The sequence below is a fragment of the Rubrivivax rivuli genome, assembly GCF_004016505.1.
GTDB classification, from domain to species: domain Bacteria; phylum Pseudomonadota; class Gammaproteobacteria; order Burkholderiales; family Burkholderiaceae_C; genus Rubrivivax; species Rubrivivax rivuli.
The window spans coordinates 197,847-215,563 of the sequence record NZ_SACR01000003.1; the positions used below are offsets into that span (position 1 = coordinate 197,847).

Genomic DNA, 17,717 nt, shown 5'->3' on the forward strand with positions numbered 1-17,717 from the left:
GCGATGAACGCCCCGGCGCCGCGTGTGCGCACCCCCCGCAAGCCGCTGCATGGTGTGCTCTTGCTCGACAAGCCCCTGGGCTGGACGAGCAACGACGCCCTGCAGAAGGCCAAGGGTATGCTGCGCGCGGAGAAGGGGGGCCACACCGGCACGCTGGACCCGCTGGCCACGGGGCTGCTGCCGCTGTGTTTCGGCGCGGCCACCAAGTTCAGCCAGGTCAGCCTGGACGCCGACAAGCGCTACACCGCCACGTTGCGCCTGGGCCAGCGCACCACCACGGGCGACCGTGAGGGCGAAGTCATCGCCGAGGGCCCGCTGCCCACCGAGCGTGCCGCCATCGAGGCCGCCTGCCACCGCCACACCGGCGACATCCTGCAGACACCGCCCATGCACTCGGCGTTGAAGCACGAGGGCAAGGCGCTGTACGAGTACGCACGGGCCGGCGTGGAGGTCGAACGCCCGGCGCGCGCCGTGACGATTCACGCCATCGACATCCTCGAGTGGCATGCTGAGTGCTTGGTACTGGACGTGAGCTGCAGCAAAGGCACCTACATCCGCACGCTGGCCGAAGACATCGGCCAGGCGCTGGGCTGCGGCGCGCACCTGAGTGCCCTGCGCCGCACCGGCAGCGGGCCCCTGCGCGTGGAAGACGCCATCACCCTGGAAGCCCTGCAGGCCCTGAGCGAAACCGCACGTGAAGCCCGGCTGCGCCCGGCCGACAGCCTGCTGGCCGCGTGGCCGGCGGTGCACCTGCCCGACGACGAAGCGGGCCGTTTCCTGAACGGGCTGCGCCGGCGCGTGGGCCTGGCCGATACACCGGCCGTGCGCGTGTACCGGCGCCCGCCGGAACCCCCCGACGCCCCGGTGGCCTTTCTAGGCACCGCCCACATCAGCGCAGGCGAATTGATCGCAGACCGCCTGCTGAGCCCCATCGAAGTCCAGGAAACACCGTCATGAGCACCCGAGCCATCCGCAACGTCGCCATCATCGCCCACGTCGACCACGGCAAGACCACCATGGTCGACCAACTGCTGCGCCAGAGCGGCACCTTCGCCGAACACGAGAAGGTCGTCGACACCGTGATGGACAGCAACGCCATCGAACGCGAGCGCGGCATCACCATCCTGGCCAAGAATTGCGCCGTCAGCTGGGAAGGCACGCACATCAACATCGTCGACACCCCGGGCCACGCCGACTTCGGCGGCGAGGTGGAGCGTGCGCTGAGCATGGTCGACGGCGTGGTGCTGCTGATCGACGCGCAGGAAGGCCCGATGCCGCAGACCCGCTTCGTCACGAAGAAGGCGCTGGCGCTGGGCCTGAAGCCCATCGTCGTGGTGAACAAGGTCGACAAGCCGGGCGCCAAGCCCGACGCCGTGGTCAACGCCGCCTTCGACCTCTTCGACAAGCTCGGTGCCAACGACGAACAGCTCGACTTCCCCGTCGTCTACGCCTCGGGCATCAACGGCTGGACCTCGCTGGAAGAAGGCGAGCCCGGCGCGCAGTGGGGCCCCGACATGTCGGCCCTGTTCAACACCATCCTCAAGCACGTGCCCTCGCACCAGGGCGACCCGGCGGCACCCCTGCAACTGCAGATCTCGGCGCTGGACTACAGCACCTTCGTCGGCCGCATTGGCGTGGGGCGCATCAACGCCGGCACCATCAAGCCCGGCATGGACGTGGTGGTGATGGAAGGCCCCGAAGGCAAGGCCACCAAGGGTCGCGTCAACCAGGTGCTGACCTTCCAGGGCCTGGACCGCGTGCAGGTGACGTCGGCCGGCCCGGGCGACATCGTGCTGATCAACGGCATCGACGAGATCGGCATCGGCGTGACCGTCACCGACCCCGTCACGCCGGCCCCGCTGCCGATGCTGAAGGTCGACGAGCCGACGCTGACCATGAACTTCTGCGTCAACACCAGCCCGCTGGCCGGCCGTGAAGGCAAGTACGTCACCAGCCGCCAGATCTGGGACCGCCTGCAGAAAGAGCTGCAGAGCAACGTGGCGCTGCGCGTGAAGGAAACCGACGAAGACGGCGTCTTCGAGGTGATGGGCCGCGGCGAACTGCACCTGACCATCCTGCTGGAAAACATGCGCCGCGAAGGCTACGAGCTGGCCGTGAGCAAGCCGCGCGTGGTGTTCCAGACCATCAATGGCGAGAAGTGCGAGCCCATCGAGCTGGTGACGGCCGACGTGGAAGAGCAGCACCAGGGCGGCGTGATGCAGGCCCTGGGCGAGCGCAAGGGCGAGCTGGTGAACATGGAACCCGATGGCCACGGCCGCGTGCGCCTGGAGTACCGCATTCCGGCGCGCGGCCTCATCGGCTTCTCCAACGAGTTCATGAACCTCACGCGCGGTTCGGGCCTGATCAGCAACATCTTCGACGGCTACGAGCCGCACCGGGGCGAGATCGCCAGCCGCAAGAACGGCGTGCTGATCAGCATGGACGCCGGTGAGATCTTCACCTACGCGCTGGGCAAGCTCGACGACCGCGGCCGCATGTTCGTGAAGCCGAACGACCCGGTGTACGAGGGCATGATCGTCGGCATCCACAACCGCGACAACGACCTCGTCGTCAACGCCACGCGCACCAAGCAGCTGACCAACTTCCGCGTCAGCGGCAAGGAAGACGCGATCAAGATCACGCCCCCGATCGACCTGACGCTGGAGTACGGTGTGGAGTTCATCGAGGACGACGAACTGGTGGAGATCACGCCCAAGAGCATCCGCGTGCGCAAGCGCCACCTGAGCGAGCACGAGCGCAAGCGCGCCAGCCGCGAGGCGGCCTGAAGCCCCGGTGGCCGGTGGCATGACCCACCGCCAGGCGGTGCGCAAGCCGTGACACACCGCCAGGCGGTGTGGTGCATGGTGCTGGCCACGCTGATGTGGAGCATCGCGGGCGTGGTCTCGCGATTCCTCGAATCGGCCAGCGGCTTTGAAGTCACCTTCTGGCGCAGCGCCTTCAACGCGCTGGCTCTGGTGCTGCTGCTGGGCGTGATGAAGGGCCCCGGCCCCTTGTGGGCCACGCTGCGCCGGGGTGGCCGCGCGCTGTGGCTCAGCGGGGCCTGCTGGGCCGTGATGTACACGGCCTTCATGATGGCGCTCACGCTCACCAGCGTGGCCAATGTGCTGGTCACCATGGCCATCGGCCCGCTGTTCACTGCGCTGTTGTCGCGTGCCGTGCTGGGCCACCGGCTGGCACCGCGCACCTGGGCCGCCATTGCGCTCGCCGGCGTGGGCATCGCCTGGATGTACGGCCAGGAGGTGCAGGCCAGCGACCCGCGCGCGCTGCTGGGCATGGGGGTGGCCCTGGCCGTGCCCATCGCCGCCGCGGTGAACTGGACGCTGCTGCAGCACCTGAAAACGCGCCAGCACCTCGGCGACACACCGCCTGACATGCTGAGTGCGGTGCTCGTCGGTGCGCTGCTGTCGGCCGCAGTGACGCTGCCGCTGGCCTGGCCGCTGTCCGCCTCGCCGCACGACCTGGGCCTGCTCGCCTTGTTGGGCACGGTGCAACTGGCCATCCCCTGCCTGATGGCGGTGGCCGTGGCACGGGTGCTGAGCGGGCCGGAGGTGTCGCTGCTGGGCCTGCTGGAGGTGCTGTTCGGCGTGTTGTGGGCCTGGCTCGGCGCCGGTGAAGCACCTTCGCTCGCGGTGCTGGGCGGGGGCGGGCTGGTGCTGCTGGCCTTGGTGGGCAACGAAGCGCTGGCCCTGCGAAAGCGTGTCCAGGAAGCCGGCTGAACACGGCTTGAACCTTTCCGGGTGCACACCCTCCGAGTGCGGGGGGACCCAGGGTCCCCTGTCAGAGCTTGCAGGTCCCAGCCTCCAGCCCGGCGCTTATCGTGCGGCGCAGACCGCCCGGCAGCGCATGCCCACGGCGGCAGTGCTCAGGGTGGCACGGTGCCGTGCAGGTGCCGGCCGGGGGAACGGGCTGCCCGCTGCGGCGGGCGGCCCGATTTTCCTGCCGGGGCCGGGCTAGCCCTCAGGCCGGGCGCGCGTGCGTCGGCCTAGCATGCCAACCGCCGCAGGCTTGCGGTTTGCACGGGGCCCTTGCATGCAACAACTCTCCGGCCTGGACGCCACCTTCCTCTACCTCGAAACGGCCGAGATGCCCATGCACGTGGGCGCGCTGCACCTCTTCGAGCTGCCGGCCGGCAGCAAGGGCAAGTTCGTCACCGCGCTGCGCAAGCACATCGAGAGCCGGCTGCCCATCACGCCGGTGCTGCGCCGCCGGCTGTGGTGGATGCCGCTGAACCTGGCCAACCCGGCCTGGGTGGATGCCGTGCCCGATCTCAAGCAGCACATCGTGGAGGTGAAGCTGCCCAAGGTGAACGGCCAGGCGCCCGGCCTGCCCGAGCTGGAAGCCGCGGTCTCGGCCTTGCACCCCGTGCTGCTCGACCGCAGCAAGCCGCTGTGGAAATTCCATGTCTTCGAAGGCCTGGCCCCGGGCCCCAGCGGCGCGCGCCGCGTGGCGCTGTACACGCAGTTGCACCACGCCGCGGTGGACGGCCAGGCCGCGGTGGCGCTGGCCAACGCCATCCTCGACGTGACCCCCACGCCACGCGCCATCGAGGTGAAACCTTCGCGCCGCACCCGCACCTTCAAGCTGGAGATGACGGAGATGCTGCGCGGCGTGATCGGTGGCCAGGCGCAGAAGGTGGCCGAGATCGTGCGCAACCTGCCCGCCACCGTGGGCACGCTGAAGAACGCGGCGACTTCAGTGGTTTCGGCCTCGTCGCTGCTCACGGGCAAGGCCGGCCCCAGCAACCTCACGCTGGCGCCGCGCACGCCGCTGAACGTCTCGGTGAGCAGCGGCCGCGCCTTCGCCACCGTGACGCTGCCGCTGGGCGAGATCAAGGCCATCGGCCGCGCCTTCGAGGCCACCATCAACGACATGGTGCTGATGCTGTGCAGCACCGCGCTGCGCCGGCACTACGCCAAGCAGCGTGTGCTGCCGCGCAAGAGCCTGGTGGCCGCGGTGCCGATCTCGCTGCGCGAGAAGGGTAACACCGACGCCGACAACCAGGCCAGCATGAGCTTCATCAGCCTGGGCACGAACATCGCAGACACGAAGAAGCGCCTGGCCCACGTGAAGGCGGCGACAGCCTCGATGAAGAGCACGATGGGGCAGTTGAAGAGCATCCTGCCGACGGACTTCCCGTCGCTGGGTGTGCCCTGGCTGATCGAGGCCGCCACGGCGCTGTACGGCAAGGCCAAGGTGGCCGACCGCATCCCGCAGGTGGCCAACGTCGTCATCAGCAACGTGCCCGGCCCACCGGTGCCGCTGTACATGGCCGGTGCGCGCATGGTGACGAACTACCCGGCCTCCATCGTCGTGCACGGCATGGCGCTGAATATCACCGTGCAGAGCTACGACCAGAGCCTGGATTTCGGCCTCATGGCGGATGCCGCAGCCATGCCCGACGTGCGCGAGTTCGCCGAGGCCCTGCGCATCGCCTTCGACGACCTGCGTGCGCTGCCGCGGCCCGGCGAAGACGACCCCGACGCACCGCCGCCCCTGGGCCTGGTGCGCCAGACCACCGAGCGCCTGGGCAGCAGCCTGGGCAAGGCGGCCAGAGGGGTGGTGGGGGGCATGGTCGGCAGTGTCGTCAGCGGCGTTACTCGCGGCGTCACCCGCGGTGTGATGGGCGGCGTGGTCGACGCGGCTGTCTCGCAAGTGACAAGGCGCCCCCGGGCAAGCGATAAGCCTGCTGAGGTGGCGCCCCCAAAAAAGAAGCGCCGTGCCGGCTAGCATGCCCGCATGAGTGTTCCGATGCGCCGGCGCAAGCCGGTGGTTGAAGCGGCCGACGCGCCGCGCCCGCAGACCGATCCCTTCGCGCCGCTGGACGCGCGCGAGCTCGTCGAGGCCCCGGGCCCGCTGCTGCTGATGCTGGAGGCGCGTGCCCCCTGGGAGTACGCCGCCATGGTGGCCGCCGCGCCCTGGCTGAAGCGACTGCCGGTCGGCGACGGCCACCCGGTGCTGGTCTACCCGGGCCTGGGCGCGGCCGACATCACCACGCTGCCCTTGCGCAACTTCCTGCGCGAACGCGGCTATACGCCGTATGCGTGGAAGCAGGGCTTCAACTTCGGCCCCAAGCACGGCGTGCTGGATCGTTGCCGTGAACAGCTGCAGCAGGTGGCCGCGCGCCACGGCCAGCCGGCCAGCCTGATCGGCTGGAGCCTGGGCGGCGTCTACGCGCGCGAGCTGGCCAAGGAGCAGCCGCAGAACGTGCGCTGCGTCATCACGCTGGGCACGCCCTTCAACGGGCACCCGCGCGCCACCAACGCCTGGCGCTTCTACGAAATGGTCAGCGGCCAGAGCACGCACGACCCGGCGCTGATCGAGCAGATCCGCGGCCTGCCGCCTTGCCCCACCACCTCGATCTACAGCAAGACCGACGGCGTCGTGGCCTGGCAGTGCAGCCTGAACCCCGAGCACCCGCAGGCCGAGAACATCGAGGTGCATGCCAGCCACATCGGCATGGGCATGAACCCGCTGGCGCTCTACGCCATCGCCGACCGCCTGCGGCAAGACCCGCAGCAATGGCAGCGTTTCGACGTGCAGGGCGCGCGGCGCTGGTTCTACAAGGTCACGCACCACGCGCCGCTGCGGTCAGCCGGGCTGTAGGGCCGTGCGCATCGTCGCCAACGGCATCGGCATCGAGATCGACGACCAGGGTCCGCCGGGCGGCGAGCCGGTGTTGTTGATCATGGGCCTGGGCATGCAGCTCGTGGCCTGGCCCGAAGAGATGGTGCAGGCCCTGGTGGCGCACGGCTTCCGCGTCATCCGCCTGGACAACCGCGATATCGGCCTCAGCCAGCACTTCGACCACCTCGGCGTGCCCAGCATCGCCGCCGGCGCCGTGCGCCACACGCTGGGCCTGGCCGTGGCCTCGCCCTACAGCCTGGCCGACATGGCGCAGGACGCCGTGGGCGTGCTCGATGCGCTGGGCATCGCGCAGGCCCATGTGTGCGGCGCCAGCATGGGCGGCATGATCGCGCAGCACTTGGCCGCGAAACACCCGCAGCGCGTGAAGAGCCTGGTTCTGATGATGACCACCAGCGGCGCACGCCACCTGCCGCAGCCGAACTGGCGCGTGCGCGGGGTCTTGCTCTCGCGCCCGGCCAGCGCCGCGCCGATGGCCGTGGTGCAGCACCTGGAAGCGCTGCTGCGCGTGATCGGCAGCCCCGGCTACCCGCCCGACCCCGAACGCCAGCGCGCCCGCCTGCTGGCCACGGTACAGCGCTCATGGCACCCCACGGGCACCGCGCGGCAGCTGCTGGCCGTGGTGGCCGATGGCGACCGCAGCGCGCTGCTGCCGCAGATCAGCGCGCCCACGCGCGTGATCCACGGTCTGGCCGACCCGCTGGTGCGCGTGGAAGCCGGGCGCGATCTGGTGCAGCGCATCCGTGGCGCGCAGGGCGATTTCGTCCCCGGCATGGGTCACGACCTGCCGCTGGCCTTGCTGCCGCGCTTTGTCGACGGCATCGCCGAGAACGCGGCGCGCTGAACCAGCCGCGGCGGTTGCAGGCTGACGCCGCCTCAGCTGCGGAAGTTCAAGGCTGGCGCCGCCTCAGCGGCGGCGCGTGCCCAGCCAGATCACCGTGCCCACCACCAGCAGCGCGCCGACCACCTGCACCGGCGCGATGGCCTGCCCCAGCAGCGCCCAGGCCAGCACCAGCGCGAAGACGGGCTCCACGTTCATGATGGCCGAATTGCCCACCACGCCTAGGCGCGGCAGCACGGTGAACATCACCGTGAAGGCAGTGCCGTAGAGCAGGCTCAGCGCCGCCAGCCCCCACCAGCCCGGCGCCGCCGTGGGCCACCGCGGGCCGCCTTGCGTGGCCAGCACGGCGCCGGCCAGCAGCGCCACCAGGGCCATGGTGGTGAAGGTGCGCACACGCCCGTCTAGCCCGCCGGCCTCGTGCTGCGTGAGCACCAGCGCCAGGCCGAAGGTGGCTGCGGCCGCCAATGCGAAGGCCACGCCGGCGCCGATCTGCGCCCACTGGCCGGCCGCGCCCAGGCCTGAGGCGGCGCCCGTCACGTCCAGCGCCAGGCCCAGCCCCAGCAGCAGCACCGGCATGGCGCGCAGCGCGCGCGGTTCGGTGCGCTGGCGGTAGAGCAGCCGCGACCACAGCGAGATCCACAGCGGAAAGCAGTTGAAGGCCAGCAGCGCCAGCGCCACCGGCAGGCGCGCCACGGCGGCGTACAGGCACAGGCTCTGCACGCCGATGAGCAGGCCGATGAGCGGCAGCACGCGGGCGTGGTGCGGCTGCAGCTTCAGCGGCACGCGCCACAGCAGCAGCACTGCGGCCAGCACCAGCACCGTGGCGCTGCTGCGGCAGGCCACTGCGGTGGCGACGCTGGCGCCGTGGTTGAAGGCCACCCGCGCCGCCACGTGGTTGGCGCCCATCATCAGCGCAATGAGCAGCAGCGTGCCGAAGGCCGCGGCGCCCAGTGCGCGGGGCGAGGCCGCTGCGGTGCCGGCTGAGGAGCTCAAGGCGCCCAGGGCCGCGCCAGCGGTTCGCCGACGAAGAGGCCTTCGCCGGGCCACTGCACCGATTTCCAGTAGGCCTCGATCAAGGTGTCGCCCTGCGCGTAGCGGTTCACCAGCACGCTGGCGCGCGGGAACTTCTGCTCGTAGGCGCAGGGCTCCACCACGGTGCCGTAGCTGGCGGTGGCGCCCGCGCGCAGCCACTCGGTGACGGGCATCTGGCCGTTGCCATCGGGCAGAAAGCCGCCGAAGCTGGTGAGGTGATCGGCCGCGGCGCCGGGCAGCCAGGTGTTGCTGACGGCGTTGTTCACGCGCACGGTGCCGGTCAGGTAGAACAACAGGTTGCTGCGGCCGGTGACGTCGTTGCTGCCTGTGCCGGCGGCGTTGTCCACCAGCTGGAACTGCAGCCCGCTGACGCTGCTGGCCGCCGTGTTCACGAAGTCGTTCCAGCGCACGCTGCGCGCCGCGTCGTCGGTGCGCACGAGGAAGGCGTTGGCGCTGGCCCCGGCGCTGCGCATGCTGCGGTCGGCGGCGACACCGCGGTTGATGAGCACCTGGGCCTCGGCCAGCGTGGCGGCGCCCAGCATCATCGAGGGGCGGATGCGCAGCGCCGTCCAAGGCTGTGCACTGCCGCTGTTGTAGTAGGCGGTCGAGGCGGTGGCGGTGCAGCCGCCGCAGTAGCGGGTGTCGTAGCCCAGCGCCATCGCCGCGGTCAGGCCCATGGTGCAGGCGCCGGCCACGCGCGAAGGCGTGGTCCAGGTCAGCAGCGTGGCCTGCACGCCGGCCGGCAGCCGCGCGTCGAGCGCGGTCTTCATTGCGTTGAAGTCGGTGCTGCTCATCACATCGGCCCGCGTGGGCAGGGTGACGGCCAGCACGTTGGCCTCGGGGATGCCGCGCGCCTGCTGGTAAGCGCGGGCGATGGATTCGCTGGTGGCATCGCCGGCCGCGTAGAGCACCGCGAGATCGGCGGGGCGCAAGGCGGTGGGGGCCGGCTCCGAAGGGCTTGCCGTGCCGCTGTTGCCGCCCCCGCCGCCGCAGGCTGCAAGCAGCAGGGCGGCCCCCACACCCAGCGACACCTGGGCGAGGCGGCGGCGTGTCGGGGCCAGGCGGGGCAGGGGGGCGGGGGGCTGTGCGTGAACGGTCATGCCGGTGTGAACGCCGGGCCGCCGAAAGGTTCAAGTCGGCGCTGCGGCGCCCAGGGGCGCAGTGGCCTGCAATGTAGCGCCTGCGCCTGCGGGCGCCGCGCTCAGGCCAGCACGGCCGGTGTCGCCAGCGCTGGCCGTGCCTGGCGCTGGGCCAGGTGCTGCGCCCAGTCGAGGATCTCCAGCCGCCCGTCGGCGTGTTCCACCAGCGCGGTGAGGCTCTCGACCCAGTCGCCGTCGTTGCAGTACAGGATGCCGCCGATGTCTCGCATCTCGGCGTGGTGGATGTGCCCGCACACCACGCCGTGCACCCCGCGTTCACGCGCCTCGCGCGCCACGGCGGCTTCAAAGTCGCCCACGTAGCTGACCGCGCGCTTGACCTTGAGCTTGAGGTACTTCGAGAGGCTCCAGTACGGCAGCCCCAGGCGCGCCCGCAGCGAGTTGAAGTGCCGGTTGATGCGCAGCGTGAGCTCGTAGGCCCAGTCGCCCACGTAGGCCAGCCACTTGGCGCACTGGATCACGCCGTCGAAGAGGTCGCCGTGCGTCACCCAGAGCTGGCGCCCGTCGGCGGTGGTGTGGATGTGTTCCTCCACCACGTCGATGCCGCCGAAGTTGTGGCCGAGGTAGCGGCGCGCGAACTCGTCGTGGTTGCCGGGCACGAAGATCACGCGCGTGCCCTTGCGCGCCTTGCGCAGCAGCTTCTGCACCACGTCGTTGTGGGCCTGCGGCCAGTACCAGTGCCGGCGCAGCTGCCAGCCATCGATGATGTCGCCCACGAGAAAGAGCGTTTCGCACTCCACGTGGCGCAGGAAGGCCAGCAGGGCCGCGGCCTGGCAGCCGGGGGTGCCCAGGTGCAGGTCGGAGATCCACACCGTGCGCAGGCGCAGCGTGCCCTCGGGCACGTTGTCCTCGTCGGTGGGCAGCAGGGGCAGGGCGTCTCGGCGCATGGGGCCTCCTCAGGCCGTCGACGCCAGCGGCGCCGGGGTTTGCGGGGCCGCCTCGCGCACGATGCGGGCCAGGATCTGCGGCAGCTCGAAGACCGCGCGGTTGTGCATCGCGCGCACCCGCGCCTGGTAGGCCGGCAGGGCGGCGCAGAGTTCGGCCACGCCGGTGGCCACCTCGCGAAAACTCCGCTGCACCACGCCCACGCCGTGGGCCTGCACCCACTCGGTGTTCCAGCGTTCCTGGGGCATGGTCCAGGCGTTGCGCGTCACCAGCACCGGCAGGCCCATCTGCACGGCCTCGCTCAGGCTGCCGGGTCCGGGCTTGCCGATGAAGAAGTCGGCACAGCGCATCCAGCCGGCCACGTCGGCCGTGTGGCCGACGACGCAACGCGGGGCCAGCGAGGGCAGCGCGCGCAGCTCGTCGGCCAGCTTGGTGTTGTGCCCGCACAGCAGGATCAGCGGCGTGCGCGGCAGGTCCTGCGCGATCTGCCGCATCACGCGCGAACCCGCACCGCCGAACATCACCAGGCCCGTGGGTGTGTGCGCGTCCAGCCCCAAAGCCGCGCGCGCCTGTTCACGCGGCACGGCCGGCGGTGCATAGAAAGCGGGCCGCAGGATCATGCCGCTGGCGCGGTGCACACGCCGCGGTGCGAAGCCGGCGGCCAGCGCCTGCTGCACCGCGCGCTCGGTGCCGCACACCAGGTGCTGCTGCGTGCCGGGCTCCATCCAGAAGGCCGGCGGATGGTCGGCCATGTCGGTGAGCACGGTGACGAAGGGCACGCCGGGGCAGGCCAGGGCCAGCGCGTCGTGCATGGCGCGGTTGAAGTTGGGGATGAGGCTGACCACCAGATCGGGTGGCGCCGCCGCCCAGTGGCGCGCCAGGCGCTGCACCAGGCTGCTGTGCCCCAGGCGGATCAGGGCCTGCAGCAGCTTGAGTTCCTGCGCCAGGCCGAGCGTGAAGCCGCTGGCCAGGCGCTTGTTGTAGAGGTCTTCGGGCTCCAGGCCCGTGAGGCGCTGGAAGAGGCCCTGCGGGTCCAGCACCTCGGTCAGGTGCAGCAGGCGCGGCTGCCAGGGCGAGCCGCCCTCGCCCGGGCTGTCGCCCATCGTGGGCTGCACCGCCTGCTGCATCACTTGCTGCAGCGCCTGCGCCGCGGCGCGGTGGCCGCCGCCGGCCTTGAACCAGACGAGGTCCACGCGTGTCATGGCCGGCTCTCCGGCAGCCGCATCAGGGCCTGCCCCATGCGCACCGTCTGGCCGTGCTGCACACCGGGCGCGAGTGTCGCGCCCGGCGGCGCAAAGACGATGATGGTCGAGCCGTGTTCGAACCAGCCCAGCTCTTCGCCCTTGGCCACCGCGTGGTCGCAGGGCATCTCGTTGGGGCCGGGCCAGCGCAGGTGCAGCCGCACGTTGAGGAAATGCAGCCGGATGCTCGCCACCAGAATGGCGGCCACCGGCACCAGCGCGAAACGCTGGCCCTGCGGGCCGTCGAAGTCGATGCAGGCGCGCTCGTTGCGGCAGAAAAGTTCGCGCACACGCTTCAGCGCGATGGGGTTGACGTTCCAGGTGTCGCCGCTGATGTACGAAACATGCCGCACGCGGCCCGCGCAGGGCGCGTGGAAGCGGTGGTACATGCTGGAGGTGAGCCGCAGCGTGAGGTAGCTGCCGCCTTCGAAACGCTGCGCACGCTCGGCGCTGCCGAAGAGATCGGCCACACGGTAGGGCATGCCCTTGGCTTGCAGCACGCTGCCGGCCTGCACCGTGCCGAAGGCACCGACGATGCCGTCGCTGGGGCTGCAGAACACCTGCGGGTCGGGGTCGATGCGGCGCGCGCCGGGTTTCAGCTCGCGGGTGAAGCAGTCGTGCAGGCTGGCGAACTCGGCGTGCTTCGCGTCGCTCAGGTCGAGATCGGTGAACAGCCGCCACACCGCGATGGACGCGCGGCACACCCAGGGGTGGCGGATCTGGCTGAACCAGCCCATGAAGCGTGTGAGCGCGATGCGCGGCACGCGGTTGGTGAGCAGGAAGTTCAGGTCTTCCTGCAGCAGCAGGCGCTCTCTCAAGCCGGCAAGCCAGCCGACACGTTTCGGAGCCTGGGGGAGGGGGGCCGTGGGCATGGACCCGCATCGTGGTGGCCGGGCATGACGCCGGCGTGACCCTTCGCGGTCAGGGCGGTGACGCATGCCCTTGCGCGACCGTGGCGCCACGCCGCCTTCATCAGCCTGTCAACACGCGCCTCTACAAGCCGGGTTTTCATTCCGCATGGAAGGCCCGCATGAACGAACCCCTGGTCCTGGGCGCGCTGGCGCTTGCCAGCGCCGCGGTGCTGCTGCCGATGGCGCGGCAGCGGCTCGAGCTTTCGATGGCCAAGCACCGCTCGCTCACCGGCCATGCGCGCATGGCCAAACGCGTGGCGCGGTTGCTGCCGGGTTATGCCTACGACGAGGCGCGCTTCTTCAGCAGCGACGGCGCACCTGCCGAGGTGCAGGCGCAGCGCCGCAGCGGCTTCATGCAACTGGCGCACACGTTGCGCACGCGCCACCCCAAGAGCCTGGCCCTCACGCGGCAGGCGCGAGAAGGCCTGTCGGACCTGCAGTTCACCGGCGCTTACCGCGTGCCCTACCAGTACGGCCCCTACCTGCGCGAGCACATCGCCGTGGGCGCCTTCGTGCAGCGCACCGATGGCGTGACCGTGACCGATCTCGACGAGCAGGTCTTCCTGGACCTCACCGGCAGCTACGGCGTCAACGTCTTCGGGCACGACTTCTACAAGGCCTGCATCGAAGAAGGCAGCGCCCGCGCGCAGGCGCTTGGCCCCATCCTCGGCAGCTACCACGCGGCCGTCGCCTGGAACGTGGAGCAACTGCGCCGCATCTCCGGCCTGGACGAGGTGAGCTTCCACATGAGCGGCACCGAGGCCGTGATGCAGGCCGTGCGCCTGGCGCGTTACCACACCAAGCGGCCCTACCTCGTGCGCTTCAGCGGGGCCTACCACGGCTGGTGGGAAGACGTTCAGCCCGGCCCCGGCAACCCGCTGCCCCCGGGCAAGACCTACACGCTCAAGGAGATGGACGCCGACACGCTGCGCGTGCTGCGCAAGCGCAAGGACATCGCCTGCGTGCTGGTGAACCCGCTGCAAGCCCTGCACCCGAACAAGGCCGCGCCGGCCGACAACACGCTGCTGGACGGCAGCCGCCGCGCGCACTTCGACCGCGCCGCCTACACCGCCTGGCTGCAGCAGTTGCGCCAGGTGTGCACCGAGCGCGGCATCGTGCTGATCTTCGACGAAGTCTTCATGGGCTTCCGCCTGGCCCCCGGCGGCGCGCAGGAGTACTTCGGCGTGAAGGCCGACATGGTGACCTACGGCAAGACGCTCGGCGGCGGCCTGCCGGTGGGCGTGGTCTGCGGCCGGGCGGCGCTGATGAAGCGCTACCGCGAAGAGCGGCCGGCCGACATCTGCTTCGCGCGCGGCACCTTCAATTCGCACCCCTACGTGATGACCGCGATGCAGGTGTTCCTGGAGCGCCTGCACAGCGAGCCGGTGCGCGCGATGTACCGTGAGGCCGACGCCACCTGGAACGCGCGCGCCGCGCAGCTGAACCAGCGGCTGCAGGCCGCGGGGCTGCCGGTGCAGGTGGCCAACCTCGGCAGCGTGTGGACGGTGTTCTACACGCAGCCCGGCCGCTACCACTGGATGCTGCAGTTCTACCTGCGCGCCCAGGGCCTGCTGCTCAGCTGGGTGGGCACGGGGCGCATGGTCTTCAGCCTGAACTATGGCGAGGCCGAGTTCGAGGCCGTGTGCCAGCGCTTCATCGCCGCGGCGAAGGCCATGCAGGCCGATGGCTGGTGGTGGCACGCACCTTCGCTGACGCACACCGCCATCCGCCGCGGGCTGCTGCGCGAGATGCTGCGCGCCAGGGTCTGAGCGGCAGCGCGTTCGGCCGCGCTGCAAACAAAACGGCCCCGCAGTGCGGGGCCGTTTCGCCGTTGCGGCGTTGTTTCAGTGGCCGCGCGGGCCGCGCTGCGCATGCAGCATCGGGTCGATGAGCTCGCCGCGCAGCAGGGCCAGCGGCGCGCGCCAGTAGAGCATCACGTCGTGGAAGGGGTCGGTGAGGATCTTGGTCGCCCACACCAAGCCGGTGCGCAGGTCTTGCAGGAAGAAGAGGTGCACGGTGCGGAACACCAGCCCCGCCACGCCCAGCGCCAGCCAGGCCATGCCCACGTCGTGCAACCAGCCGCGCAGGCCCTGGGCGGGTTCGATCAAGCCGCCCAGCGATGGCGCAAACCACAGCACCAGCGGCACCGCGGCCCACAGCGCCATCAGCACGACCTTGCGGCGCAGGTTGTAGCCGACCTTGATGTCTTCCTTGTGCTCGTGCGTGGCACGGTTGACGTGGTCGTAGCCCTTGGGCTCGAAGAAGAAGTGGCCGGCCTGCCGCGTGGTCATGCTCACGCACCAGGCCAGCAGCGCGGCGCTGGCGGGGTCGACGAAGAGCAGGCCGTAGGCGACGATGAAGCTCAGCGCGCTGACCAGGTGCAGGCTCTGGTTGATGCGGCTGTGGTGGTAGTAGCGGTGGTCGTCCCAGCGCTGGGTGGCGAGTTCGTCGAGAAAGCTGCGCATGCAAGGCTCCTGGCAAGGATGAAGGCAGCCGCATGCTGGCCACCGGCCATGAAGTCGGCATGACCCGACCGTGTCGACGCGATGACAGTGCAAGCCGGTGCGGCTGTCACACCGCTGTTGCCAAGTGCGCGCAGCATCGCTCGCGTTTTCACCCCCGATGGAGCACTGCGCCTTGCACAACGCCCCCAGCCCCGCGCGTGCGCGCCTGCACATCGCCCTGGTGACCGAAACCTATCCGCCCGAGGTCAACGGCGTGGCGGCCAGCTTTGCGCGTGTGGTGCAGGGCCTGCGCGAGGCGGGGCACGGGCTGCATCTCACCCGCCCCCGCCAGGGCCCGCAAGACCGCCCCTTGCAGGAAGCCGGCTACCAAGAGACGCTGGTGCCCGGTCTCGGCCTGCCGCGCTACCCCGGCTTGCGCATGGGCCTGCCGGCGGCCGGCCTGCTGCGCCGGCTGTGGCAAGGGCAGCGGCCTGATGTGGTGCACATCGTCACCGAGGGGCCGCTGGGCTGGTCGGCGCTGCGGGCGGCACGCCAGCTGGGGCTGCCGGTGGTGAGCGAGTTCCGCACCAACTTCCACGCCTACAGCCACCACTATGGCGTGGGCTGGCTCAGCGGGCCGGTGATGGCCTACTTGCGTCACTTCCACAACCGCACGGCCACCACCATGGTGCCCACCGACGCGCTGCGCAGCGAGCTTGCCGAGGCCGGATTCGAGCGCGTGCAGGTGGTGGCCCGGGGCGTGGACACGCAGCGCTTCACGCCGCAGCTTCGCTGCGACCGGCTGCGTGCGCAGTGGGGCGCCACGCCGCAAACGCTGGTGGCCCTGTGCGTGGGGCGCCTGGCCGCGGAGAAGAACCTCGGCCTCTTGCTGGAGGCCGCCGAAGCGATGCGCGAGCACGAACCCCGGCTGCGCCTGGTGCTGGTGGGCGACGGCCCCGAGCGCGAGCGCCTGCAGTTGCAAAGCCCCGAGGCCGTCTTCAGCGGCATCCGCCGCGGCGAAGACCTCGCTCGGCATTACGCCTCGGCCGATGTCTTCCTCTTTCCCAGCCTGACCGAGACCTTCGGCAACGTGGTGCCCGAGGCCATGGCCAGCGGCCTGCCGGTGGTGGCCTTCGACCACGCGGCCGCGGGCCAGCTGCTGCGCCACGGTGACAACGGCCTGCTCGCGCGGCCGGGCGAGGCCAGCGAGTTCTGCCGCGTGGCCCGCCGCGCCGCGGCCGACCGCAGCCAGCTGCGCGCTTTGGGCCAACGTGCACGCGACACCGCACTGACGCTGGACTGGGCCCGCATCGTCGAGGCCGTGGAAGGCAGCTACCACGAGGCGCGCGCGGCAGCCATGCCGATGGGTGCCGCCCGCTGGCGCAAGGGCGTGCTGCCCACGGCCTGAAGCCGCGAGCCGCTCGCGCGCCTCAACCCAGCAGCAGCCCGGCCTTCACCAGCGCCGCGCGACGCCGGCGCCAGGTGGCCGGGGGCAGGGCGCTTGCGGCTGCGAAGGCGTCGTCGCCGGCATGTGCCCGTTGCTGCAGTTGCAGCAGCAGCACCTGCAAGCCGGTACTGCGCGCGGTGGCGCCCAGGGCGTCGGGGTGGTGGCGGTGCGCACGCGCCAAGCCTTGCAGGGCGCGGGCTTGCGCCTGCCAGCCTGCGACCTCGGGCGATCGATCGTCCTGCAGGCAGCGCAGCAACGCGCCCAGGCGCGAGAGGTCTGCGCCCAGGGCCGCGGCCACGGCGTCGAAGCCGGGCACGGTCGGCGCACCCGCGGTGGCCGGTGCCCTGCCGGCCAGTTCGCTGCTGTGGGCCAGCAGCGGCGTCAGCACGGCCTGGAGGCAGGCGCGCAGCACCGCCGCGGGGGGCGCAGCCGCGGCCGCCTGCGCCGGGCGGTGCGGGGCCGCGCGCAGCCCGGTCTGGCCCAGGTGCAGGCGCAGCCCGCGTTCGGCCTTGGTGAGCGTGCTCTGCCACAGGCCCCCGTGCCGCACGCAGGCGATGGCCAGTTCGAACAAGCCGGCCAGCGGGCCGCCCTTGTGTTCCAGCTCCAGCTCCTGCAGCGCGTCTTGCCGGCCGGCGGCGTGGGCGTGGCCGGTGTCGAGCGCGGCTTCGATCTGCGTGCCCTCGGCGTCTTGCAGCTGCAACTGCAGGCGCAGCACCTCGGTGGCGTGCAACTCGGTCAGCGCAGGGTCGGCGGCGTCGGCCAGCGCCGCAGCCAGGCCCGCGGCGGCCGGGCTGCCAGCGTGGCGGGCCGGGTCCAGCGCCGGGCGTTCACTGGGGCGGCCGGGCACACGCACTTCGTGCTCGAGGCGGTGCACGGCGCCGGCCCCGGCGGCCTTGAGCGTCTGCACCCAGTGCCGCCCTTCCAGCCGCAGGCGCAGCGCGGCGCGGTGGCGGGCCAGGGCCATGTCGGCGGTGTCGAAGTAGTGCGCGCGCATGCGCACTGCCAACGCGCCGCGGCCCAGCAGGTCTTGCCGCAACGAGTCCAGGCAGGCCGCCGGCACGATGAACTTGAGTTCGAGTTCGGTCATGCGCCGATG

Annotated in this window: 15 protein-coding genes; 8 read left to right on the plus strand and 7 right to left on the minus strand. The window is 71.0% G+C overall.

Translation table 11 applies throughout. The annotated features are described in order from the left end of the window. The first annotated feature begins 3 nt into the window (after nucleotides 1-3). The 6 genes from truB to EOE66_RS09450 all read left to right on the plus strand — a co-directional run bounded on the left by truB (nucleotide 4) and on the right by EOE66_RS09450 (nucleotide 7,507). Nucleotides 4-957: a tRNA pseudouridine(55) synthase TruB gene (gene truB / locus EOE66_RS09425; protein ID WP_128228447.1), complete on the plus strand. Its 954-nt coding sequence runs from the start codon at nucleotides 4-6 to the stop codon at nucleotides 955-957. Continuing rightward, entirely contained in the window at nucleotides 954-2,786 is a 1,833-nt protein-coding gene (typA, locus tag EOE66_RS09430) for a translational GTPase TypA (protein WP_128228448.1), read from the plus strand. The genes truB and typA overlap by 4 nt, the downstream gene beginning before the upstream one ends. Nucleotides 2,787-2,834: 48 nt before the next feature. Next, nucleotides 2,835-3,737, plus strand: a complete 903-nt coding sequence (locus EOE66_RS09435; protein ID WP_245478976.1) for a DMT family transporter — start codon at nucleotides 2,835-2,837, stop codon at nucleotides 3,735-3,737. Between the two features lie 313 nt (nucleotides 3,738-4,050). Continuing rightward, nucleotides 4,051-5,748 carry a wax ester/triacylglycerol synthase family O-acyltransferase gene (locus tag EOE66_RS09440; protein WP_164885059.1) on the plus strand — a complete coding sequence of 566 codons (1,698 nt, stop codon included), beginning with the start codon at nucleotides 4,051-4,053 and terminating at the stop codon, nucleotides 5,746-5,748. A 9-nt stretch (nucleotides 5,749-5,757) separates the two neighbouring features. Further along, nucleotides 5,758-6,624 (plus strand): alpha/beta fold hydrolase, encoded by an 867-nt coding sequence (locus EOE66_RS09445; protein ID WP_128228450.1) that lies wholly within the window; start codon nucleotides 5,758-5,760, stop codon nucleotides 6,622-6,624. Nucleotides 6,625-6,628: 4 nt separating this feature from the next. Further along, nucleotides 6,629-7,507: an alpha/beta fold hydrolase gene (locus tag EOE66_RS09450; RefSeq protein WP_128228451.1), complete on the plus strand. Its 879-nt coding sequence runs from the start codon at nucleotides 6,629-6,631 to the stop codon at nucleotides 7,505-7,507. A 63-nt stretch (nucleotides 7,508-7,570) separates the two neighbouring features. Here the strand turns inward: EOE66_RS09450 and EOE66_RS09455 are convergent, their stop codons facing one another. The 5 genes from EOE66_RS09455 to asd all read right to left on the minus strand — a co-directional run bounded on the left by EOE66_RS09455 (nucleotide 7,571) and on the right by asd (nucleotide 12,691). Next, a complete protein-coding gene (locus EOE66_RS09455) occupies nucleotides 7,571-8,497 on the minus strand; it encodes a DMT family transporter (protein ID WP_375137470.1) in 927 nt (308 codons plus the stop codon). Beyond that, entirely contained in the window at nucleotides 8,494-9,636 is a 1,143-nt protein-coding gene (locus tag EOE66_RS09460) for a TIGR03790 family protein (RefSeq protein ID WP_128228452.1), read from the minus strand. Before EOE66_RS09460 ends, EOE66_RS09455 begins: the two co-directional genes overlap by 4 nt. Nucleotides 9,637-9,737: 101 nt before the next feature. Continuing rightward, entirely contained in the window at nucleotides 9,738-10,580 is an 843-nt protein-coding gene (locus tag EOE66_RS09465) for a UDP-2,3-diacylglucosamine diphosphatase (protein WP_128228453.1), read from the minus strand. Nucleotides 10,581-10,589: 9 nt separating this feature from the next. After that, nucleotides 10,590-11,780 carry a glycosyltransferase family protein gene (locus EOE66_RS09470; protein WP_128228454.1) on the minus strand — a complete coding sequence of 397 codons (1,191 nt, stop codon included), beginning with the start codon at nucleotides 11,778-11,780 and terminating at the stop codon, nucleotides 10,590-10,592. After that, entirely contained in the window at nucleotides 11,777-12,691 is a 915-nt protein-coding gene (asd, locus tag EOE66_RS09475; protein WP_128228455.1) for an archaetidylserine decarboxylase, read from the minus strand. Before asd ends, EOE66_RS09470 begins: the two co-directional genes overlap by 4 nt. 158 nt (nucleotides 12,692-12,849) lie before the next feature. On the opposite strand from asd, the gene EOE66_RS09480 reads away from it, so the two are divergent. Continuing rightward, on the plus strand, nucleotides 12,850-14,499 hold the full coding sequence (locus EOE66_RS09480) for an aminotransferase class III-fold pyridoxal phosphate-dependent enzyme (protein WP_128228456.1): 1,650 nt from the start codon (nucleotides 12,850-12,852) through the stop codon (nucleotides 14,497-14,499). Nucleotides 14,500-14,574: 75 nt separating this feature from the next. Here EOE66_RS09480 and EOE66_RS09485 read toward each other — a convergent pair whose 3' ends face one another. After that, complete coding sequence (locus EOE66_RS09485) at nucleotides 14,575-15,195, minus strand: hypothetical protein (protein WP_128228457.1); 621 nt, start codon at nucleotides 15,193-15,195, stop codon at nucleotides 14,575-14,577. A 172-nt stretch (nucleotides 15,196-15,367) separates the two neighbouring features. Here EOE66_RS09485 and EOE66_RS09490 point away from each other — a divergent pair, with 172 nt between their 5' ends. Further along, nucleotides 15,368-16,582 carry a glycosyltransferase family 4 protein gene (locus EOE66_RS09490; protein ID WP_245478977.1) on the plus strand — a complete coding sequence of 405 codons (1,215 nt, stop codon included), beginning with the start codon at nucleotides 15,368-15,370 and terminating at the stop codon, nucleotides 16,580-16,582. Between the two features lie 22 nt (nucleotides 16,583-16,604). Here the strand turns inward: EOE66_RS09490 and EOE66_RS09495 are convergent, their stop codons facing one another. After that, nucleotides 16,605-17,708 carry a CYTH domain-containing protein gene (locus EOE66_RS09495; protein WP_128228459.1) on the minus strand — a complete coding sequence of 368 codons (1,104 nt, stop codon included), beginning with the start codon at nucleotides 17,706-17,708 and terminating at the stop codon, nucleotides 16,605-16,607. Nucleotides 17,709-17,717: the final 9 nt, after the last annotated feature.